At 65.7% G+C, this 21,816-nt stretch carries 22 protein-coding genes; 17 read left to right on the top strand and 5 right to left on the bottom strand.

Features of this window, described 5'->3' with window-relative positions; genetic code table 11:
• Positions 1-63: 63 nt before the first annotated feature.
• Positions 64-591 carry a M23 family metallopeptidase gene (locus tag AC1RNP_RS11475; protein WP_493051397.1) on the bottom strand — a complete coding sequence of 176 codons (528 nt, stop codon included), beginning with the start codon at positions 589-591 and terminating at the stop codon, positions 64-66.
• The gene (locus AC1RNP_RS11480) at positions 584-2,665 is read right to left on the bottom strand and encodes a C1 family peptidase (RefSeq protein ID WP_493051398.1); all 2,082 of its coding nucleotides are present in this window, start codon (positions 2,663-2,665) and stop codon (positions 584-586) included. Before AC1RNP_RS11480 ends, AC1RNP_RS11475 begins: the two co-directional genes overlap by 8 nt.
• Positions 2,666-3,286: 621 nt before the next feature.
• Here AC1RNP_RS11480 and AC1RNP_RS11485 point away from each other — a divergent pair.
• The 10 genes from AC1RNP_RS11485 (at position 3,287) to AC1RNP_RS11530 (ending at position 12,276) form a co-directional block, all read left to right on the top strand.
• Positions 3,287-4,387: a Glu/Leu/Phe/Val dehydrogenase dimerization domain-containing protein gene (locus AC1RNP_RS11485; protein WP_493051399.1), complete on the top strand. Its 1,101-nt coding sequence runs from the start codon at positions 3,287-3,289 to the stop codon at positions 4,385-4,387.
• A gap of 112 nt (positions 4,388-4,499) precedes the next feature.
• A complete protein-coding gene (locus AC1RNP_RS11490; RefSeq protein WP_493051400.1) occupies positions 4,500-5,243 on the top strand; it encodes a carbonic anhydrase in 744 nt (247 codons plus the stop codon).
• A 1-nt stretch (position 5,244) separates the two neighbouring features.
• On the top strand, positions 5,245-6,402 hold the full coding sequence (locus AC1RNP_RS11495) for an acyl-CoA dehydrogenase family protein (protein WP_493051401.1): 1,158 nt from the start codon (positions 5,245-5,247) through the stop codon (positions 6,400-6,402).
• 263 nt (positions 6,403-6,665) lie between these two features.
• Complete coding sequence (locus tag AC1RNP_RS11500) at positions 6,666-7,841, top strand: thiolase family protein (RefSeq protein WP_493051402.1); 1,176 nt, start codon at positions 6,666-6,668, stop codon at positions 7,839-7,841.
• Between the two features lie 199 nt (positions 7,842-8,040).
• Positions 8,041-8,388, top strand: coding sequence for a hypothetical protein (locus AC1RNP_RS11505; RefSeq protein WP_493051403.1), 348 nt, complete (start codon positions 8,041-8,043; stop codon positions 8,386-8,388).
• A 167-nt stretch (positions 8,389-8,555) separates the two neighbouring features.
• Positions 8,556-8,969 carry a hypothetical protein gene (locus tag AC1RNP_RS11510; RefSeq protein WP_493051404.1) on the top strand — a complete coding sequence of 138 codons (414 nt, stop codon included), beginning with the start codon at positions 8,556-8,558 and terminating at the stop codon, positions 8,967-8,969.
• A 169-nt stretch (positions 8,970-9,138) separates the two neighbouring features.
• Complete coding sequence (locus tag AC1RNP_RS11515) at positions 9,139-10,746, top strand: carboxyl transferase domain-containing protein (protein WP_493051405.1); 1,608 nt, start codon at positions 9,139-9,141, stop codon at positions 10,744-10,746.
• Positions 10,747-10,764: 18 nt separating this feature from the next.
• Positions 10,765-11,052: a hypothetical protein gene (locus AC1RNP_RS11520; protein WP_493051406.1), complete on the top strand. Its 288-nt coding sequence runs from the start codon at positions 10,765-10,767 to the stop codon at positions 11,050-11,052.
• 287 nt (positions 11,053-11,339) lie between these two features.
• Positions 11,340-11,906, top strand: coding sequence for a bactofilin family protein (locus tag AC1RNP_RS11525; RefSeq protein ID WP_493051407.1), 567 nt, complete (start codon positions 11,340-11,342; stop codon positions 11,904-11,906).
• A gap of 10 nt (positions 11,907-11,916) precedes the next feature.
• A complete protein-coding gene (locus AC1RNP_RS11530; protein ID WP_493051408.1) occupies positions 11,917-12,276 on the top strand; it encodes a hypothetical protein in 360 nt (119 codons plus the stop codon).
• 616 nt (positions 12,277-12,892) lie between these two features.
• Here the strand turns inward: AC1RNP_RS11530 and AC1RNP_RS11535 are convergent.
• The 3 genes from AC1RNP_RS11535 to AC1RNP_RS11545 are packed head-to-tail and all read right to left on the bottom strand — an operon-like array spanning position 12,893 to position 15,295.
• Positions 12,893-13,144: a DUF6587 family protein gene (locus tag AC1RNP_RS11535; RefSeq protein WP_493051409.1), complete on the bottom strand. Its 252-nt coding sequence runs from the start codon at positions 13,142-13,144 to the stop codon at positions 12,893-12,895.
• Between the two features lie 13 nt (positions 13,145-13,157).
• The gene (feoB, locus tag AC1RNP_RS11540) at positions 13,158-15,050 is read right to left on the bottom strand and encodes a ferrous iron transporter B (RefSeq protein ID WP_493051410.1); all 1,893 of its coding nucleotides are present in this window, start codon (positions 15,048-15,050) and stop codon (positions 13,158-13,160) included.
• Complete coding sequence (locus AC1RNP_RS11545; protein WP_226468638.1) at positions 15,047-15,295, bottom strand: FeoA family protein; 249 nt, start codon at positions 15,293-15,295, stop codon at positions 15,047-15,049. Before AC1RNP_RS11545 ends, feoB begins: the two co-directional genes overlap by 4 nt.
• Before the next feature lie 393 nt (positions 15,296-15,688).
• Here AC1RNP_RS11545 and AC1RNP_RS11550 point away from each other — a divergent pair, with 393 nt between their 5' ends.
• From AC1RNP_RS11550 to AC1RNP_RS11580, 7 genes are all read left to right on the top strand, one after another.
• Entirely contained in the window at positions 15,689-16,480 is a 792-nt protein-coding gene (locus AC1RNP_RS11550) for an enoyl-CoA hydratase-related protein (RefSeq protein ID WP_493051411.1), read from the top strand.
• Positions 16,481-16,483: 3 nt separating this feature from the next.
• Positions 16,484-16,876: a VOC family protein gene (locus AC1RNP_RS11555; RefSeq protein WP_493051412.1), complete on the top strand. Its 393-nt coding sequence runs from the start codon at positions 16,484-16,486 to the stop codon at positions 16,874-16,876.
• Between the two features lies 1 nt (position 16,877).
• On the top strand, positions 16,878-18,908 hold the full coding sequence (locus tag AC1RNP_RS11560) for an acetyl/propionyl/methylcrotonyl-CoA carboxylase subunit alpha (protein WP_493051413.1): 2,031 nt from the start codon (positions 16,878-16,880) through the stop codon (positions 18,906-18,908).
• Position 18,909: 1 nt separating this feature from the next.
• Positions 18,910-19,809: a hydroxymethylglutaryl-CoA lyase gene (locus AC1RNP_RS11565; RefSeq protein ID WP_493051414.1), complete on the top strand. Its 900-nt coding sequence runs from the start codon at positions 18,910-18,912 to the stop codon at positions 19,807-19,809.
• A 79-nt stretch (positions 19,810-19,888) separates the two neighbouring features.
• Positions 19,889-20,659 (top strand): SDR family NAD(P)-dependent oxidoreductase, encoded by a 771-nt coding sequence (locus tag AC1RNP_RS11570; RefSeq protein ID WP_493051415.1) that lies wholly within the window; start codon positions 19,889-19,891, stop codon positions 20,657-20,659.
• Between the two features lie 171 nt (positions 20,660-20,830).
• Positions 20,831-21,397, top strand: coding sequence for an elongation factor P-like protein YeiP (gene yeiP, locus AC1RNP_RS11575; RefSeq protein WP_493051416.1), 567 nt, complete (start codon positions 20,831-20,833; stop codon positions 21,395-21,397).
• Position 21,398: 1 nt separating this feature from the next.
• Positions 21,399-21,785: a hypothetical protein gene (locus AC1RNP_RS11580; protein WP_493051417.1), complete on the top strand. Its 387-nt coding sequence runs from the start codon at positions 21,399-21,401 to the stop codon at positions 21,783-21,785.
• Positions 21,786-21,816 lie beyond the last annotated feature (31 nt).

Here is a 21,816-nt window from a genome sequence, read left to right on the forward strand (position 1 = left end):
CCGGCGATGTTTCGCCATGGATGGCATCGCGAATTGATCGAAGCGCATGTCGCCCGCCACAGCTCAGCGCGCCCTGCCCTCCGTGAGCACCGCATCCGGATTCACGAAGAACATCCGCTTCCATCCCTGTGTTTCGGTGCTGAACCGCCAGGGGCGCGGGAACAGCGACACGATGGCGTAATGCAGATGCGGCGGCTTGCCCGCCGCATTGCCCGAAGTACCCACCTCTCCGATTCGCCGCCCCTTCGAGACGAACGACAGCGCGCCGACCTGCGATGCACGCAGATGCGCGAAGTAATGCAATCGCCATTTCGGACCGAGCACGGCGACGACATTGCCGCCGATCCCCAGCCGGCCGCGAAACACGACCAGCCCGGACACCGGCGCGAGCACCGCCCTGCCTTCGGGCGCGAAGATATCGATGCCCTTGTGCACGCCGGACACGCCCCAGGGTTCGTACCAGAACGATTGCCTGTTCCAATCCTTCGGACCGGCGTCTTGCACCGGAACGATGGCGCGTTCCGGAAGCAGAAGGCCGGCGACGAAAACGACGACTGCGACCAACAGCAGGCGCTTGAGCGCCCTATGCATCAAGCGCACTGATCAATTCCGCGCAACGATCGCGCAATCCCGCCTTGGAGCGATGGATGTCGAACCGCTCGGACGCCTGCTTCCTGTCGAGGATGCGGGCGGCGGTGGCCTCCAGCGTTGCGCGATCGTCGTCGAAGCCGCCGTGCGTGGTGGCGTTGGCCGCATGCGCCGAACCCTGCGACTGGTCGGAGGTCGGCGACAGGATCCAGTCGAGGCGCCCGCTCTTGATCAGCTTGTGCACGCGCTCGTAACCGAAGGCCTGATCCTCGGTGTTCTTCGCGGCGATGAAGCGCGCCATGCCGGCGAGCGGCGTGCCCTGGCTGAGCCGGCGGTCGATCCAGCTGCGCGGTTGCGTCTCGAAGGCGTGCGCGACCAGGTACAGCAGCGACTTGTTGTAGATGCGCGCGCAATGGTCGTCGTTCTCGGCCTTGTCGGTGAGCGTGAACAGGCCGGCGCGTTCGATGGCGCCGGATTCGATCGCCGGCACATAGGTCATCATGAACAAGTCCATGGCGATCGCCGGCGCCCACAGGTTCACGCTGGTGATCTTCGCGCCCATGCCCTGCATGCCGTGCGCCGGTCCGCCGATCACCTGCCCTTGCGCGGTGAACAGTTGCACCAGCGGCGCCAGCAGGATCGAGCCGGCGCTGTGCCCGGCCAGATGCAGTTCCACGGACGAATCCTGCTGCATCCATTCGTGCAGCAGCCGCGCCACCTGCGACGCCCCGCCCGCCTCCTGCATGCCGCCCTCGGCATTGCGCTGCACGGCGGTGGTGGCGAGCAGTGCGTTCTCCTTCATCTCGTCCCACAACGCCTTGCCGCCGGCGGCGCGGGCGAGCGGTTCGAGCGTGTCGTCGAGACGGTCGAGCAGCAGGTCGCGCACGCGATCGAAGGCGCCCTCGCTGCGCGGACGCGCGCTGTCGCGCAGGATGTTGCCGAGCGTGGTCCAGAAGTCGGTCTTCCAGACGAAACACAGCGGATAGATTTCCTGGCGCAGGAAGGCGTCGCGGTAATCGGCGACGCGCTGGATCGCCGAATCCTCCGGCACCAGGCCGCCATGCGCGTACAGCAGTACGCGCTTCTTCTTCCAACCCTGCATGGTCTGGCGCATGTCTTCGCGGATGAAGTTGCGCACATCGTCGGCGGTGGTGCCGAAACGGCCGCTCTCGCGCAACCGTCCGTTGTTGCCGAGGCTGATGATGTGCGGGCGCAAGCTGGCCTGCGCGTAGCCGGCCGACTGGCGTCCCAGCGGCGAGGTGCTGACCGCCGCCGATTCCGCGCGCTGCAGATGCACGGGCACCGCGAGCCGCGCCACCCAGACGTCGTCGCCATATTGCAGCCATTCGTCGTAGCTGATGTGGCCGTAGCCGCGATGGCCCCAGGAGGGGCCCCAGGAATTCTGGATCCAGAAACCATCCTCGTCATAGCCGACGATGGCGAAGGCGTGGCCGCCGACCTCGTCCTGCCCGCGCCAGATGATCTTGCCGTCGGACGGTGGATCCCACCAACCTTCATGCACGGAGCCCGAGGCGAACAGCACGCCGACTTCGGCGAAGGCCGCGTGCATGGCAACCAGATCCTTGTGGTTGACGCGGAAGTACGCGCCGAGCGGACGGCGCAGCGCATCCTTCGCGCGTTCGTCGGTGTAGGGCTCCAGTTTCTCGCCCGGCTTGTACGGCCACAGTTTTTCCGAACACACGCCGTGGCGATGCCAACCCTTCATCGCGCCGCGGCAGCTCGAGCCGGAATAGCTTTCGCCGCGCCACTCATCGTAGCGGCGCGCCATGTCGTAGAGCATGCGCGTGCTGACGCGTTCCTTCTCGGCGCCGGAGCCGCGCGTGCGCATCAGCGTGTGCGCCACCGTCGCCAGGCCGAACGCGGTGCACGCGCCTTCGTTGCCCTGGTTCAACACCGGCACCTTGAGCGCCATGTGGCGCTCCAGCGGCATGGTCGTGGGCACGTCCACGAGCGTCGGCTCGAACATGCGGTCACGGAAGTCCGCGGTGTCGGGGCGTGCGTCGAGCAGGCGCGACGATAGCGGTGCGTCGGACGTCTTCTTCTTGGCGGCTGCCATGGCGATGCTCCTGGAGCTTGGGTGGCGCGTCCGAAATGCGGACGACGAAACGGTGTGGAAACGATAGGATGCCCGGGAAGCGTCTCGCCGACAGCGACCGGCGGACACATGTTCTATGTAACGTGAAGGACGGCACGGGCCTGACACGTCGACTGTCGTTGAAAAGGCGGCCAGTGGCCGCCTTTCGTGTCGCCCATGCGAGGGATGCCATCCTCAGAACGGACAGTTGTGTTGCTTCAGGCATTGATTGAGGCGGTATTCGCACACCGCCGGATCGGTGCCGTTGGCCAGGCACTGACGTTCGCGTTCCCAGCACTCCGGGCACGGATTCTGGGCGACCGCGGGCGCGAGCAGAGCCCCCCTTCTGCGCGGCTCGCGCCATGCCAGCCCCGAGCCCGCACGCCGCGCTGCCGCACAAGTCGCATTGCGGCGCTCTACAGAGCCCTACTGTGCTGTACGGGCTTTTAGGGGAAGGGACGCGTAAAATACCGCGCCTTCGACGCCGGCACGCCCCCGCTCCGCGCGTTGAAGCCAGATAAGTCAATCACTTACCACATACACCTCTTTCACATCGCAAGCGTCGCCCGCCAGCGCGGCCGGTGCCATGCACGGAGTTTTTCGATGATCTTCGAACACCTCGACACCTACGGCCACGAGCAGGTCGTGTTCTGCCACAACAAGGACGCGGGCCTGAAGGCCATCATCGCGATCCACAACACGGTGCTCGGTCCGGCCTTGGGGGGCACGCGCATGTGGCCGTACAAGACCGAGCAGGACGCGCTCAACGACGTGCTGCGTCTCTCGCGCGGCATGACCTACAAGAACGCGGTTGCCGGCCTGAACATCGGGGGCGGCAAGGCCGTGATCATCGGCGATCCCGCCGCCGACAAGTCGGAAGCGCTGTTCCGCGCGTTCGGCCAGTTCGTCGAATCGCTGGGTGGCCGCTACATCACCGCCGAGGATGTCGGCATCGATGTCAACGACATGGAATACGTGTTCCGTGAAACCGAATACGTCACCGGCGTGCACCAGGTGCACGGCGGCTCCGGCGATCCCTCGCCGTTCACCGCCTACGGCACGCTGCAGGGCCTGATGGCCACGCTCAACCGCAAGTTCGGCGACGAGGAAGTCGGCAAATATAGCTATGCCGTGCAGGGCCTGGGCCACGTCGGCATGGAATTCGTGAAGCTGCTGAAGGAACGCGGCGCCAAGATTTTCGTCACCGACATCAACAAGCAGCTGATCGACAAGGCCGTCACCGAATACGGCGCCGAAGCCGTGGGCGCGGACGAGATCTACGATGTCAACGCCGACGTCTACTCCCCGTGCGCGCTGGGAGGCACCGTCAACGAACACACCCTGCCGCGCCTGAAGGCCAAGGTGATCTGCGGCGCGGCCAACAACCAGCTCGCCAACAACGCCATCGGCGACGAGGTGGTCAAGCGCGGCATCCTGTACGCGCCCGACTACGCGGTGAACGCCGGCGGCGTGATGAACGTGGCGCTGGAGCTGGACGGCTACAACCGCGAACGCGCCATGCGCATGATGCGCACGATCTACCACAACCTGGCGCGCATCTACGAAATCTCCGAGCGCGACGGCATCCCCACCTACCAGGCCGCCGACCGCCTCGCCGAGGAGCGCATCGCCGCCATCGGCAAGCTCAAGCTGCCGATGGGCCGCAACACGCCGCGCTTCAAGGGCCGGATCCGCAACCACTGACATGGCACGACGACGGGGCGAGGAGCCCCGTTGTTGTATACGGGGGTCGCGGAAGCGAAAGCCGCTTCGCGCACTTCCCCCATTGCCTTGCAGAAACACCGGAGATTCCCCCGTGCGCACGACCGTCATCGCCACACTCCTCGCCACCGCCGTCACGCTGAGCCTCGTCGCCGGCGCGCAGGTCAAGGAAGCCCACCAGGAAGGGCACCTCGACTACGACCATCAGAGCACCTGGAAAGGCACGCTCGATCACGCGCAATCGCCGATCGACATCGTCACCACGGACGCGCAGAAAGCAGCTCTCAACGAGCCGCTCGCGCTGCAGCTGCAGCACCTCACCGGCGCGCAGGTCGACAAGGTCGAGGACAACGGCCATGCCGTGCAGGTGGATTCGCACGCCACCGAGGCGGACATCCGCGGCCGTCACTTCACGCTCAACCAGTTTCACTTCCACGCCGAGAGCGAGCACACGCTCGACGGCAAGCACTTCCCGCTGGAAGGCCATTTCGTGTTCAAGGCGCAGGACGGCCGCCTGGCCGTGATCGGCGTGATGTACCGCGAAGGTGCCGCCAATCCGGCGGTGCAGGTGCTGCTCGACGACCTTGCCGCCGCCGGCGGCAAGCTGCCGCAGCCGCAGATCGACATCGCCGCCCTGCTCCCGCACAAACTCGGCTACTACCACTACCTGGGCTCGCTTACCACGCCGCCGTTGACGGAGAATGTCGAGTGGTACGTGCTGCCCGAGCCGGTGTCGATGTCGAAGACGCAGATCGACGCCTTCCTGAGCCACTACCGCCACAACAACCGCCAGATCCAACCGCTCAACGGGCGGCCACTGATTCGTTACGAGGGCTGATATGCGCAGTTTTCCCCTGGGTGAAGAGATCGACGCACTGCGCGAGGCGGTCCAGCGCTTCGCCGCCGCCGAGATCGCGCCGCGCGCCGCGCGGATCGATCACGACAACGCCTTCCCCCAGGACCTGTGGCCGAAGCTCGGCGAGATGGGCCTGCTCGGCATGACCGTGCCAGGCGAGTTCGGCGGCAGCGAGATGGGCTACCTCGCCCATCTCGTCGCGATGGAGGAAATCTCGCGCGCGTCCGGCTCGGTCGGCCTGAGCTACGGCGCGCACTCCAACCTGTGCGTGTCCAACCTCTACGCCAACGGCACGCAGGCGCAGCATGAGAAGTACCTGCCGAAGCTGTGCAGCGGCGAATGGAAGGGCGCGCTGGCGATGAGCGAGCCGGGCGCCGGTTCCGACGTGGTCGGCTCGATGTCCTGCCGCGCCGAACTCCACGACGGCGTGTGGATCGCCAACGGCAACAAGATGTGGATCACCAACGGCCCCGAGGCCGACGTGCTGGTGGTCTACATGCGCACCGCCAACAAGGATGCCGGCAGCAAGTGCATGACCGCCTTCATCGTCGAGCGCGGCATGAAGGGATTCCACACCGCGCAGAAGCTCGACAAGCTCGGCATGCGCGGTTCCAACACCTGCGAACTCGTGTTCGAGAATTGCGAGATTCCGGCCGAGAACGTGCTAGGAGACGTCAATCGCGGCGTCAAGGTGCTGATGTCCGGCCTCAATACCGAACGCCTGGTGCTCAGCGGCGGCCCGATCGGCCTGATGCAGGCCGCGCTCGATGCCGCCCTGCCCTACGTGCGCGAGCGCAAGCAGTTCAACGCCGCCATCGGCACCTTCGGCATCATGCAGGCCAAGATCGCCGACATGTACACCGCCCTGCAGTCCAGCCGCGCCTTCGCCTATCAGGTGGCGCGCGACTACGACGCCGGGCACAAGTCGCGCATGGACGCGGCCTCCTGCCTGCTGCACGCCTCCGAAGCCGCCGTGCAGGTGGCGCTGGAAGCGGTGCAGGCACTCGGCGGAAACGGTTACATCAATGAATATCCCACCGGCCGCATCCTGCGCGATGCCAAGCTCTACGCCATCGGCGCCGGCACCAACGAGATCCGGCGCATGCTGATCGGGCGGGAGCTGTTCGAAGGGCGAGCCTAAGCGCTTATGACCCGCCACAAGCGGGTCATGCTTAGGCGAGCGCCCGGCCAAGGATGGTCGGGCGGGACGTTCCGAAGCCAGTAGGCCACGCCAGGGACGGCAGCCCGCATCTACCCGAAGCAAAATCCCGCAAGCCAGCGATCATGCGCCCTCTGCGGGCGCCGCGCCCTAAGTCGGCCCAAGTTTGCCGCAGCGCAGCACGAGTCGCATAATTCGGGTTTTCCTGGCGCCGTTTCTGGCCCGCCTTCGGAGTTCCCAATCTCATGAGCGACATCGTCATCGTCGGCGCCAAGCGCACCGGCATCGGCTCCTTCCTCGGTCAGTTCACCGGCGTCCCCACGCCCACCCTCGGCACCACCGCGATCAGCGGCGCGCTGGAACACGCCGGCGTCGCACCGGACCAGGTCGGCGAAGTGATCATGGGCTGCGTGCTGCCGGCCGGCCTCGGCCAGGCGCCCGCCCGCCAGGCCTCGCGCGGGGCCGGCATCCCCGACGCCGTCGGCTGCACCACCATCAACAAGGTCTGCGGCTCCGGCATGAAGGCGATCATGTTCGCCCATGACCTGATCAAGGCCGGCTCGGCCGAAGTCGTGGTCGCCGGTGGCATGGAATCGATGACCAACGCCCCGCACCTGCTCAACGGTTCGCGCACCGGCATCAAATACGGCAGCACCGAAATGCTCGACCACATGGCCTGGGACGGCCTCACCAACCCCTACGACGGCAAGGCGATGGGCGTGTTCGGCGATGCCACCTGCGCCAAGTACGGCTTCACTCGCGAGCAGACCGATGCCTATGCGGCCGAAAGCGCCCGTCGTGCGCAACAGGCCATCGCCGACGGCAAGTTCAAGAACGAAATCGTTCCGGTGACAGTGGTTACACGCAAGGGTGAGGTCGTGGTCGACACCGACGAACAGCCCGGCAGGATCGACACCGCGAAGATTCCGACCCTGCGCCCCTCCTTCGGCAAGGAGGGCGTGCTCACCGCCGCCTCGTCTTCGCCGATCTCCGACGGCGCCGCCGCCACCGTGCTGATGTCCGCCGACGAAGCGGCCAGGCGCGGCCTCAAGCCGCTGGCCAGGATCGTCGCGCATGCCGGCCATGCGCAGGCGCCGGAATGGTTCACCACCGCGCCGGTGAAAGCGATTTCAAACGTGCTCGAGAAAGCGGGCTGGTCAGTCGCCGACGTCGATCTGTTCGAGGTCAATGAAGCCTTCGCCTGCGTTGCCATGGCACCGATGAAGGACCTCGGCGTGCCGCACGAAAAGCTCAACGTCAACGGCGGCGCCTGCGCGCTCGGCCACCCGATCGGCGCCAGCGGCGCGCGTCTGGTGGTGACGCTGATCCATGCCCTGCGCGATCGTGGCGGCAAGCGTGGCGTCGCGTCGCTGTGCATCGGCGGCGGCGAAGCCACCGCGATCGCGATCGAACTGGTTTGAGCGCCGACGTCTCAGACGTCTCAAGGGCAGAGTCGACTTGATGAACTGACTTGAGCATCAAGTTGAATGATTGCTATGCTTTAATAAGTTCTTTACAAAAAAAGCCGGCTAACCGCTTGACAGCCGAAAAGGGCTTGTCATCATGGTATCCGCGCGCATTTATGCGCGTTGCCAAACTTTAACGACGAGGAAGATTGACATGACGATCAACAAGGCGCTGCTGGCCCTGGCTCTGGGTTTTGCCCTGGCTGCTTGCAGCAACCAGAAGCAGGCCGAAGACGCGGCTGCCACCGCCGACGCGGCTGCTGATGCCCAGGCCGCCGCTCCCGCTGCTGACGCTTCGGCCGACGCTGCTCAGCAGGCTGCCGACACCGCCGCCGACGCCGCTGCCGCTGCTCCGGCCGCTGCCGACGCCGCTGCTGCTGCTTCCGCGACCGACGCCGCTGCCGACGCCGCCGCCACTGCTGCCGACAAGGCCGCCGACTCCGCCGAGCAGGCGAAGGACGCCGCGCAGGACGCAGCGAAAGAAGAAGCTCCCAAGCAGTAATCAGGCTTCAAGCAAAAGTTGCAAAAGGAGAAGTCGCTGGTTCGCCGGCGACTTTTTCCGTTGTGACAGACGGCTGCAGACCTAGCTTCACCGATGTGTGCTACAAATAAGTGTAAGAACAACGATCCCTTCAACGTAACATCACCCTCGATTAACGGAGTGCCCCAATGAACAGCAAGTTCCTCGTTCTGCTCGCCGCCAGCGTTTTCGCCCTCGCCGCCTGCCAGAAGCAGGCCGACCAGGCCGCTGACGCCGCCAACCAGGCTGCCGATGCCACCGCCGCCGCTGCCGACGCCACCGCCGACGCCGCCAACCAGGCTGCCGATGCCACCGCCGCTGCTGCTGACGCCACCGCCGATGCCGCCGCTGCGACCGGTGAGGCCGCTGCCGCTGCCGGCGACGCCGCCGCTGCGACCGCTGCCGACGCCGCCGCCGCCACGGGCGACGCCGCTGCTGCCGCTGGCGATGCCGCCAAGGACGCCGCCGCTGCTACCGCCGACGCCGCCAAGGACGCCACGGCTGCTGCCGCTGGTGCCGTGAAGGAAGGCGCCGAGAAGGTCGAAGAGGCCGCCAAGAAGTAATATCGTCTCGCACGATGCAAAAAAGCCCGCGCAAGCGGGCTTTTTTGTGTCCGGAGTTTGTCGTTTTCCAGGAATGCTTCGCTCCGGTCGATGACGACGGCGCTTCGCCGAGCGCATCGACGCAGGCCGCGACAGGTATCCTTGCACTTTCGTTTTCGGTGCCGTCGGCATGGTTGAACTGACTTCGCAACTCGACCCGCGCTCACAGGAGTTCGGCGACAACGCCGCCTACCACCGCGCGCTGACGCAGGAACTCGAAGCCCGCCTCGCGCGCGCCGCCGACGGCGGTGGCGAGAAGGCCCGCACCAAGCACACCGAACGCGGCAAGCTGCTCGCGCGCGATCGCATCACCGCCCTGCTCGATCCGGGTTCGCCTTTCCTCGAAATCGCGCCGCTCGCCGCCGAAGGCATGTACGACGAGGCCGCGCCCGCCGCCGGCATCGTTTGCGGCATCGGCCGCGTGATGGGACAGGAAGTCGTCATCGTCGCCAACGACGCCACCGTCAAGGGCGGCACCTATTTCCCGATGACGGTGAAGAAGCACCTGCGCGCGCAGGAGATCGCGCGTGAGAACCGCCTGCCCTGCGTCTATCTCGTCGACTCCGGCGGCGCCTTCCTGCCGTTGCAGGACGAGGTATTCCCGGACAAGGAACACTTCGGCCGCATCTTCTACAACCAGGCACGGCTGAGCGCGGAGAACATCCCGCAGATCGCCGTCGTCATGGGCAGCTGCACCGCCGGTGGCGCCTACGTGCCGGCGATGTGCGACGAGTCGATCATCGTCAAGGAACAAGGCACGATCTTCCTCGGCGGCCCGCCGCTGGTGAAGGCGGCCACCGGCGAAGTCGTCGATGCCGAAGCGCTGGGCGGCGCCGACGTGCACACCTCGGTCTCCGGCGTGGCCGACCACTTCGCCGAGGACGATCGCCACGCGCTGCAGATCGCGCGCAGCCTCGTCGGCAATCTCAACCGCAGGAAAGTGCTGCCGCTCGCCGTGCGCGAGGCGCGCGAACCGCTGTACGTGGCCGAGGAGCTGTACGGCATCGTGCCGAAGGACACGCGCCGTCCCTTCGACATCAAGGAAGTGATCGCCCGTATCGTCGACGGCAGCGAATTCGACGAGTTCAAGGCGCGCTACGCCAAGACGCTCGTCACCGGCTTCGCCCACATCCACGGCTATCCGGTCGGCATTGTCGCCAACAACGGGATCCTGTTTTCGGAAAGCGCGCTCAAGGGCGCGCACTTCATCGAACTGTGCAACCAGCGCGGCATCCCGCTGGTGTTCCTGCAGAACATCACCGGCTTCATGGTCGGCAAGAAATACGAGAACGCCGGCATCGCCAAGGACGGGGCGAAGATGGTCACCGCGGTGGCCTGCTCCAGCGTGCCGAAATTCACCGTGGTGATCGGCGGCAGCTTCGGCGCCGGCAACTACGCCATGTGCGGCAGGGCTTATGGGGCACGCTTCCTGTGGATGTGGCCGAACGCGCGCATCAGCGTGATGGGCGGCGAACAGGCCGCGAGCGTGCTGGCGACGGTAAAGCGCGACGGCATCGAGGCCAGGGGCGGCAGCTGGCCGGCGGAAGAGGAAGACGCTTTCAAGGCGCCGATCCGCGCCCAGTACGAATCCCAGGGCAATCCCTACTACGCCACCGCGCGTTTGTGGGACGATGGCATCATCGATCCCGCCGACACGCGCCGCGTGCTTGGACTGGCGATCTCCGCCTCGCTCAACGCGCCGATCGAGCCGGCGCGCTTTGGTGTGTTCCGGATGTAGCTGGCGGCATTCCAGTCAATGACCCAGTTCAAGCAGACGCTCATCAGCACAGGCGCCGCGGGCGCCCTCTTTGGCCTCCTGTTCGTGGCCGGCAGCTTTCTCGCCTACATGGACCAGGGCAGAGCCATTGCGCTTGGTCATGGCCCGGTGCATTGGGTGTTCTACGCTCGCGATGCGGCGGTTCTTTTCGCCGCGTCCGTCGGCTTCTGTACTCTGACGTTCGGCGTATTTCCCAGAGCCCTGCAATTCGCCTTCACTTGGCTGGCGCGTCGCCAGAGCACCAGCGCGACGTCCGGGGACCTCTAGCTCTAGGCAGGCCCGTTCGCGGCAGTCGGCCTGTAGAGTCCGAGGTCCGCTGCGAGCCACAGAAATGATGAGGCGAAGAAGAGCGGAGATGACGCGAAGACGTCGCCGATTGCCACGCCCTCGTCATCATCCTCGGGGAACCTCGCGTACAGGTTGGTAATCGCCCCGCAAACCGTTGAGCGATAGCGGTTTTGGTGAGGGTCGTCACACCATCCTCACATCGAGGCCGTGCTAGTCTGGTCTTTCGCCCCGTCGTTCCTGTCCCTTCAATTCGAGGAAGTCGCGTCATGGCTATTTTCCAGCCGAACCCTGCCAAGAACACCCTGTCCTTCGGCGAACAGTCCACGCCACCGGCACAGCCCGTGCGCGAGGCCACGCCTGCCGTCGCCGACTTCGCCGATTTCACGCCGCCGACCGCGCAGCCCGCCGCGCCGCGTCCGGCGCCGCAGCCGGAAGCCAAGGAATCGGTGATCGCCGCCGATCTCACCATCGAAGGCAAGATCGAAGGTACCGGCCATGTCCGCATCGCCGGCAAGTTCAAGGGCGACGTCAACGTCCAGGGCGACCTCACCATCGAGAACGGCGCCAAGCTCAACGGCGGCGTGCGCGCGAAGAAAGTCACCGTGGCCGGTGAGCTCGAAGGCAACATCGAATCGGCCTCCAACGTCGAACTGCTGCCCTCCTCGCTGTTGATCGGCGACCTCAAGGCCGGTTCGCTCACCGTCGCCGCCGGCTCGCGCATCCGCGGCAACGTCGAATGCGGCTGGAGCGAGAAGGACACGGCCGCGAACACGAAGAGCAATGGCAAGGCGTCGGCCGCCGCCAAGTCGGAAGAAGCCGCTTCGATTCAGTGAGCCCAGCTCAATGAGCAACGCCCGTCCGGGCACGGCAGGTGCCACGCGCACCTGCCCGCATTGCAAGACCCGCATCCTCGAAAGCGCGGCCGTGTGTCCCGCATGCAAGCATTACCTGCGGATCGACTCGCCCAACTCGCCGCTTGCACAGCCGATGCCTTCACCGCTCAAGGTGGAGGGGATCATTCGACATCCCGCGGATGGCGGGTCCTGGGAATATCAGGTTGTGATCACCGTGCGGGATGAGCGTGGTGACGAAGTGTCACGGCATGTTGTTGGGGTTGGTGCGCTGCATCCGAATGAGCAGCGGACGTTTTCGTTGGCGGTGGAGATGTTTGCGCCTGCTGTTAAGGGGGGGCGGCGACATTGACCTTTGTTTCTGGCCTTTGGTCATTCCGTTGAAAGCAAAAGCGTTTCGTCCGCTACGCGGCCGAGTTCATTTCTTTTGGTAAGCCCCAAAAGAAACGAACCAAAGAAAAACGCTTTTCTCGACACAGCAATCCCATGGCGGAGAGCACCTCAGGATTTTCCGACTCGCCATCCATGGCTCGGTCGGAAAACGGCGGGCATCCTGCCCGCCGCCCTTCGGGTCTAGATGGAATCGCGGCTCGCAAGGTTTAGCAGCCAAGAGCAAAGGCTTTGCTCGGCTTTGCTCGGCTTTGCTCCGCCTCTCGCTTCTAAAAATGCTTGAGCGCTCTTAGCCCCCGGAGACCCGGAGGGCGGCGCACAGGGATGTGCGCCGTTTTTCGACCGAGCCATGGATGGCGAGTCGAAAAATCCTGATAGCAATGAAGCCCTGGGGCTGCTTCGTCGGGAAAAGCGTTTTTCTTTGGTTCGTTTCTTTGATTCGCGCCATCCATGGCGCTCACCCCTTCGGGGCCGGCTGCGCCGTTCGCACGCGCTCCTGCGCGTGCAGTGACGCTTATCAAAAGAAATGAACTCGGCCGCGTAGCGGACGAAACGCTCTTGATCTTCAAAAAACCAAACTACTTCCGCCCCGACGGCGCACAACTATCGCAGCCGCCACACGCCCCATCAGAGCCGCCAACCACCGGCGGCGCAATCCGCTGCCCAAGCGCTCGCATCCAGCCCGGCCGCCCTTCCCTCACCATCGGCACCGCAACCGCCACCCGCACCCGCCGCGCAGCACCCGGAAACTGCTTCTTCATCACCCCCCACACGCTCACCAGCGTGACAAGCGCGATCACGACATACTGCAACGCGAGCGAGACGGTCATCGGCAAAGCCTCCTCAGCCACCACCCAACGCAACCGCAACCTGATACGTCACCAACGACGCCAGATAAGCCAGCGCGAACAGATACCCCGCCGTCAGCACCATCGTCTTCCACGAATTGGTCTCGCGCTTGATCGTCGCCCAGGTGGAAATGCACTGCGGTGCATAGATGTACCAGACCAGCAGTGACAGCGCCGTCGCCAGCGACCAGCCATCGGTGATGATCGGCGTCAGCGCCTGCGTGGCGGCATCGTCGTCGGCTGCCGACAAGGCGTACACGGTCGCCAGCGAAGACACGGCGACCTCGCGCGCGGCCAGTCCCGGGATCAGCGCGATGCAGATCTGCCAGTTGAAGCCGAGCGGTGCGAAGATCGCCGTCATCGCATGGCCGATGCGGCCGGCGAAGCTGTAGTCGATCGCGGGGCCGGTCGCGCCTTCCGGCGCGCCGGGGAACGACAGCAGCACCCACAGCAGGATCGTCAGCGCCAGGATGATGCCGCCGACGCGCTTGAGAAAGATCGCGGCGCGCTCGTACAGGCCGATCAGCAGATCGCGCGGATGCGGCATGCGGTACGAGGGCAGCTCCAGCAGCAGCGCATGCTCGCTCTTGTCGCGGCGCCACTTCTTCATCACGAACGACACCATCAGCGCGCTGAGGATGCCGGCCATGTACAGCGCGAACAGCACCAGCCCCTGCAGATTGAACGCGCCCCATATCGTGCGTTGTGGAATGAAGGCACCGATCAGCAGCGCATACACCGGTAGTCGCGCCGAACAGGTCATGAGCGGCGCAACTACTATCGTGGCGATGCGGTCGCGCGGGTCCTGGATCGAGCGCGTGGCCATGATGCCCGGGATCGCGCAAGCAAAGCTCGACAGCAGCGGGATGAAGGAACGCCCGGACAAACCGGCCGAAGACATCATGCGATCGAGCAGAAATGCTGCCCGCGGCAGGTAGCCCGATTCCTCGAGCGCGAGGATGAAGGCGAACAGGATCAGGATCTGCGGCAGGAACACGATCACGCTGCCAAGGCCGGCGATGATGCCCTTACTGAGCAAACTGGAAAGCGGCCCTTCCGGTAGCGTGCTGCTTACCCAGGCACCGAGCGCGGCGGTGCCGGCATCGATCAGGTCCATCACCGGCGTGGCCCAGGCATACACCGCCTGGAAGATCAGGAACATGATCGCAGCCAGCGCGAGCAGGCCGAACACCGGATGCAGCAGCCAGCGATCGAGCGCGTCGTCGATGCGCGCGGTGCGCGCGGGCATGCTCACCGCGAGCGCGAGCAGGCGGCGCGTCTCTTCGTGATAAGCCTGCTCGTGGTAGGTATCTTCGTGCGAACCGTCGCCTTCCGGCAGCCGGACGCGCGGCGGATGCGGCGCACCAGCCAGCGACTCGATGCGCTCAACCAGCGCCTTGGCGCCATTGCGGCGCACCGCCACGGTTTCCACCACCGCCACGCCGAGTTCGGCTTCCAGCGCGGCGCGGTCGATGCGGATGCCGCGGCGCGCGGCCACGTCGGCCATGTTCAGTGCCACCACCATCGGCCGGCCGAGTTCGCGCACTTCCAGCACGAAGCGCAGGTGCAGGCGCAGGTTGGTGGCGTCGATCACGCACACCAGCACGTCGGGCGCGGGCTCGCCGGGATAGAAGCCGCGGCACAGGTCGCGGGTGATGGCCTCGTCCAGGCTGGCCGGATGGAGGCTGTAGGTGCCCGGCAGATCGAGCAAGGCGTAGCTGCGGCCTGACGGCGCGATCAGGCGGCCTTCCTTGCGCTCGACGGTGACGCCGGCGTAGTTGGCCACTTTCTGCCGGCTACCGGTGAGCTGGTTGAACAGCGCGGTCTTGCCGCAGTTGGGATTGCCCACCAGCGCCAGGCGCAACGACGATGCGGCGGCGTTGCTCATTCGCGAGCGTCTCCGTTCTTCAGGATCACGCGCGCGGCCTCGTTGCGGCGCAGCGCAAATCGCGTGAAGCCGATCTGCACCAGCAGCGGCTCGGCACCGATGGGGCCTTGTGCCATCAGTTGCACGGTTTCACCGGCCACGAAACCGAGTTCGCGGAGGCGGCGGGCGATGGGGTCATGGGGCATCTGGTCCTCCACGCGCTCGACCGTGGCGCTGGCGCGTCGCGGCAAATCGGACAGCCTCATCAGAACCTGCCTAATGCCTTCTCATGGCCCGCGCCGGGACTATCTGCGTGCAGGGCAAGGAAGAGCGAGAGAGTGGATGCCGATCCACGACCGGGCGATGACGCCGCCCTGCGCGCAGATAGTCCCGGCCCTTCGGGTTGCCCCGCAATGGCCGCCATGCCGCGCCGCACGGCTTGACCTTGCAGGCAGCAAGGCGCGGCACCGCGCGACACCACCTGGCGGCCATTGCGGAGCAACGCGGGCCATGAGAAGGCATTAGGCAGGTTCTTACATCCGAATGGGAATTGTTCTCATTGTACAACCGACATACGTCCGGCGATACCGCCCTCCCGCCGGAACGCAACGGTGCAACGGCTATCATTTCGGTTCTTCGCCCGGTCCCTGTGCTCGCCGATGCCTTCCGACACCCTGCTCCTGCAACGCACCGACGCCGTGGCCCGGCTGCGCCTGAACCGACCTGAATTGCATAACGCTTTCGACGCGGCCCTGATCGCCGGTTTGACGGACGAGCTGGAGCGCCTCGCCAGCGACGCGACCGTCCGCGTCGTGGTGCTGGAAGGCACAGGCGCCTCGTTCTCCGCCGGCGCCGACCTGAATTGGATGCGTGGCATGGCATCGGCCAGTGAAGCCGAGAACCGCGCCGACGCACTCGCCCTCGCCCGCCTGATGCGCACGCTCGATGAATTGCCCAAACCGACCATCGCGCGCGTGCACGGCGCCGCGTTCGGCGGCGGCGTGGGACTGGTCGCCTGCTGCGACATCGCCATCGGCACGCCCGAGGCGAAGTTCGGCCTCACCGAGAGCAAGCTCGGCCTGCTGCCAGCGGTGATCTCGCCCTACGTGATCGCCGCGATCGGCGGGCGCCAGGCGCGGCGCTATTTCGCCAGCGCGGAGATCTTCGATGCCGACACGGCGCTCGGACTCGGGCTGCTGCATCAAGTGGTGGCCGCGGATGCGCTCGACGCCGCGATCGAACGCCAGATCGGTCTGCTGCTGAAGGCCGGCCCCCTGGCTTCGGCGCAGGCGAAGGCGCTGGTGCGCGCGGTCGCCGCGCAATCCGACCGCGACGCGCTCGACGCCGCCAACGCCGCGCTGATCGCGAAGCTGCGCGTCTCCCCCGAAGGCCAGGAAGGCCTGGGCGCATTCCTCGACAAACGCCCGCCCGCCTGGATTCCGGAGAAATAGGCCATGCTCGACCATCTGGGTTTTCCCGTTTCCGACTACGCGCGCTCCAAGCAGTTTTACGACACTGTCCTGGCGACACTGGGCTACGGTGTCGTCATGGAAGTCACGCCGGACATCACCGGCGACGGCAGCAGCCACTGCGGCTTCGGCAAGGACGGCAAGCCGGATTTCTGGATCGGCACCGGCGCGGCCGGCAACACGTGCGTCCACGTCGCCTTTTCAGCCGCTAGCCGCAGCGCCGTCGATGCGTTCCATCAAGCCGCCATCCAGGCCGGCGCCCGCGACAACGGCGCGCCGGGCCTGCGGCCGCACTACCATCCGAACTACTACGGCGCGTTCGTCCTCGATCCGGACGGCCACAATATCGAAGCCGTCTGCCACGCGCCGGAAGCCTGAGATGTTCGACAAGATCCTGATTGCCAACCGTGGCGAAATCGCCTGCCGCGTCATCCGCACCGCACGCCGCCTCGGCATCCGCACGGTGGCCGTGTATTCGGAAGCCGACGCCGATGCGCAGCACGTGCGTCTGGCCGACGAGGCCTGGCCGATCGGCGGACCGCGCCCGGCCGACAGCTACCTGCGCGGCGATGCCATCCTCGACGCCGCCAGGCGCAGCGGCGCGCAGGCCATCCATCCCGGTTACGGCTTCCTCAGCGAAAACGCGGATTTCGCCGATGCCGTGGAAGCGGCCGGCCTCGTCTTCATCGGCCCGAAAGCGGCATCGATGCGCAAGATGGGCAGCAAGGCCGGCGCCAAGGAACTCATGCAGGCCGCCGGCGTGCCGGTGGTGCCCGGCTACACCGGCGAGGACCAGAGCGCGGACGTGCTGTCGCGCGAGGCCGAGCGCATCGGCTTCCCGCTGATGATCAAGGCCGCGCACGGCGGCGGCGGCAAGGGCATGCGCATCGTGCGCAGCGCCGCGGAATTCCTGCCCAATCTGGAAAGCTGCCAGCGCGAGGCGAGGAACGCCTTCGGCCGCGACCGCGTGTTGCTGGAACGCTACATCGAGCAGCCACGCCACATCGAGATCCAGGTGTTCGGCGACAGCCATGGCAACGCCATCCATCTGTTCGAGCGCGAATGCTCGGCGCAGCGGCGCTATCAGAAGGTGCTGGAGGAATCGCCCTCGCCCTTCCTGACGCCGGAACTGCGCGCCGCGATGGGAACGGCCGCCGTGCAGGCGGCGCGCGCGATCGACTATGCCAACGCGGGCACAGTGGAGTTCATCGTCGCGCCCGATGCTGACGGCCGTCCGGGGAATTTCTATTTCATGGAGATCAACACGCGCCTGCAGGTGGAACATCCCGTCACGGAACTGGTGACCGGCCTCGATCTCGTCGAATGGCAGCTGCGCATCGCCTCCGGCGAACCGCTGCCGCTCACACAGGACGAGGTCACCCAGCACGGACACGCCATCGAAGTGCGCCTGTACGCGGAAGACCCGGATGCCGGCTTCCTGCCCGGCTCCGGCCGCCTGCAGCGGCTGCGCCTGCCGACGCCTTCCGCACACGTGCGCATCGACTCCGGCGTGATCGAAGGCGACACGGTGACGATCTTCTACGATCCGATGATCGCCAAGCTGATCGTCCATGATGCCGATCGCCCACGCGCCCTCGCCCGCCTGCGCGAAGCGCTGGCGCGATGCGAGGTCGAAGGCCCGAAGTCCAACATCGCCTTTCTCGAACGGCTGGCGCGACATCCGGCCATCGTCGGTGGCAACATCGACACCGGCTATCTCGACCGTCATCTCGACGAATTCGTCGGCAACGATGCCGGTGACAGCGCTGGCGATGCCGTCGTGGCCGCCTCGGTCGTCGCATTGCTGCAAGACGAGGCCGAGATGCGCGCGCTTGCCGCAAGCAGCGGCGATCCTTACTCGCCCTGGGCGGACGCTTCCGGCTGGCGCCTGGGGCATGCCGGCCAACGCCGGCTGGTCCTGCGCGAGGGCGATCTTCGCCACACCATCGTCGCCCACGGCGCCAGCGGCGATTACCGCATCGATTTCAACGGACGCAGCATTGAAGTCCGCGGCGCCCGGCTGGATGGCGATTCGCCGGACGGCAGCCACCTCAGCGCACGCATCGACGAACGATCGTATCGTTACCGCGTCGACGCCGACCGCCATCGCGTCCTGCTGCACGATGGCGAACGCCGCCAACGCTACGCGCGCGTCCCGGCCTACGAGCCGGAACGCGCCACCGCTTCCGGCGGCGGCAACCGCGTCGCCGCGCCAATGCCCGGCCGCATCGTGCTGATCAAGATCGCGCTTGGCGATACGGTGTCGCAGGGACAGGAATTGCTGGTGATGGAAGCGATGAAGATGGAACTCGCCCTCAAGGCACCGCGCGATGGTGTCATCGCTGAGTTGCGCGCCGTCGCCGGCGATTTCGTCGAGGCCGATACCGCACTGGTTTTGCTGGAGACCTGAGATGGCGCTTCCCCCACATGTCCGCATCGTCGAAGTCGGCCCGCGCGATGGACTGCAGAACGAGAAGACGATCATCCCGGCCGCCGCGAAGATCGAACTGATCAACCGCCTCAGCGCCACCGGCCTGCAGACCATCGAGGCCACCAGCTTCGTCAGCCCGAAATGGATTCCGCAACTGGCCGACGCCGCCGAGGTCTTCGCCGCCATCGATCGCAAGCCCGGCGTGCGCTATCCGGTGCTGGTGCCGAACGAGCAAGGCTACGATCGCTCCCGCGCCGTCGGCGCCGAGGAGATCGCCGTCTTCACCGCCGCGTCGGAAGCCTTCAACAAGAAGAACATCAACGCCACCATCGACGAATCGCTGGCACGCTTCGAACCGGTGCTCGCGCGCGCCAAGGCCGATGGCGTGGCGGTGCGCGGTTACGTTTCCACCGTGCTCGGCTGCCCGTACCAGGGCGAGGTGCCGGTCGCCGATGTCGTGCGCGTGGCGCGCGCGATGCACGCGATGGGCTGCTACGAGATTTCGCTCGGCGACACCATCGGCGTCGGCACGCCAAGCAAGGCCCGCGCGATGCTGCTGGCCGTCGCCGAAGCGGTGCCGATGTCCGCGCTCGCCGTGCATTTCCACGACACCTACGGGCAGGCGCTCGCCAACATCCTCGCCTGCCTGGAGGAAGGCGTCGCCGTGGTGGATGCCGCCGTCTCCGGCACGGGTGGCTGCCCCTACGCGAAGGGCGCCACCGGCAATGTCGCCAGCGAGGACGTCGTGTACATGCTGCACGGCATGGGCATCACCACCGGCGTCGACCTCGACCGCCTCGTCGAGACGGGGCGCTGGCTGGCATCGCTGCTGGGCCACGAGACCAACAGCAGGGTCAACAAGGCCAAATCAGCGGCATGACCCGCGGTATGACCGCATCGGGAAGCTGAGCCGGGCCTGCTCTGGGCTAAAATATGGTTTTTCCCTCGCAGGGTTCCGTATGCAGATCGCAAACGCCCGCGCCGTCGTCACCGGCGGCGTTTCCGGCCTAGGCTTGGCCGTCGCCAGACACCTGGTCGCCAACGGCGGCAAGGTCGCGCTGTTCGACGTGAATGACGAGAAAGGCGCGGCCGCCGTCGCCGAACTCGGTGCCGACAAGGCGCGCTACTTCAAGACCGACGTCACCGACGAGGCCGGCGTCGCCGCCAACGTCGCCGCCGCCAAGGAATTCCTGGGCGGGCTGAACGCGGCGATCAACTGCGCCGGCATCCTCGGCTCCGGCCGCGTCCTCGGCCGCGAAGGCGCGATGCCGCTGTCGCAATTCCAGACCACGGTGCTGGTCAATCTGGTCGGCAGCTTCAACGTCGCCAAGGCCGCCGCCGCGCTGATGCAGCACAACGAAGCCGGCGATGACGGCGAGCGCGGCGTCATCGTCAACACCGCCTCGGTCGCCGCCTTCGAGGGCCAGATCGGCCAGGCCGCCTACTCCGCGTCCAAGGGCGGCGTGGTCGGCATGACGCTGCCGATGGCGCGCGAACTCTCCCGCTTCGGCATCCGCGTGATGACGATCGCGCCTGGCGTGTTCTGGACACCGATGGTCGACGGCATGAGCGAGGACGTGCAGAAGTCACTCTCCGCCTCGATCCCCTTCCCGTCGCGCCTCGGCCGGCCGGAGGAATTCGCCGACCTGGTCGCCTACATCCTCGGCAACCGCTACCTCAACGGCGAAACCATCCGCATCGACGGTGCAACGCGCTTGACGCCGAAGTAACACATACTCGTCATTTTCAGCTGCTTTTAACGGCCGAATGGCTGTCAAGCTGAGACCTGTTTTGCTTTTCTCCGTCAAGAACGAAGTCAAAATAGGTTCCAGCTTTCGCTGGAATGACGAGACGATTTTTTCGTCGCGATTTCAGATTTTCCATCTCAGAATCTCATCCATATGAAAGCCTACGACGTCAAGAAAGGAAACGTGGTCGAACACAACGGCAACGTCTACCAGATCCGCGATATCGAGCGCAGCTCGCCGCAAGGGCGCGGCGGCAATGTGCGCTTCCGCTTCGTGATGTACAGCGTGCCCGGCGGCAACAAGACCGACGCCAGCTTCGACGCGGACGACGAGCTGAAGGAAGTCGACCTGATGCGCCGCCAGGCCAGCTTCTCCTACAAGGACGGCGAAGCCTTCGTCTTCATGGACGACGAGGACTTCACGCCGTACATGCTGGACGCCGACGTCGTCGGCGATGGCGCCGGCTACATCACCGAAGGGCTGACCGGATGCTACGTCCAGGTCATCGACGAACAACCCGTCGCGCTGCAACTGCCGCAGAGCGTGGTGCTGGAAGTCATCGACACGCCGCCGGAACTCAAGGGCGGCACCGCCACCAAGCGGCCGAAGCCGGCGAAGCTCAGCACCGGCCTGGAAATCCAGGTGCCGGAATACATCGGCAACGGCGAGCGGGTGTGGGTGAACACCTCGACCGGCGAATTCTCCGGGCGCGCGGACTGACATGAAACCGATCGCGACCAGTTTTTTCATCGTACTCGCGGTGGCATCCATGCCCGCATTTTCCGCCAAGCCGAAGAGGCCTCCTGCGGCGGAGGTGAACAGCGGGCCACAGGATCCGATGACCTGCGCCAGGATGACGAAAAGCGAAGTGCGGGCATCGGATTGCAAATATCCCGATGACGTCCTGACTTTCCTGGACGATCGCGCCATCTGCGAACACTGGCTTGGTGAAACCGGCTACGACGCGACTCGACGCGCCATCATCAATCAGGCGGTCAACAAGACATGCAACGGTCTTGATGATCGACTTTCTTCGCTGCACAAGAAATATCGCAAGAACGCCGGAGTGACCCGGTTTCTGTCGAAGCTCCAGAACATCGGCAAGTAATCTCGCTGGATTCGGGCATCGAGCGACTTTT

This window comes from Luteimonas sp. GW821-FHT14E02 (assembly GCF_058803905.1).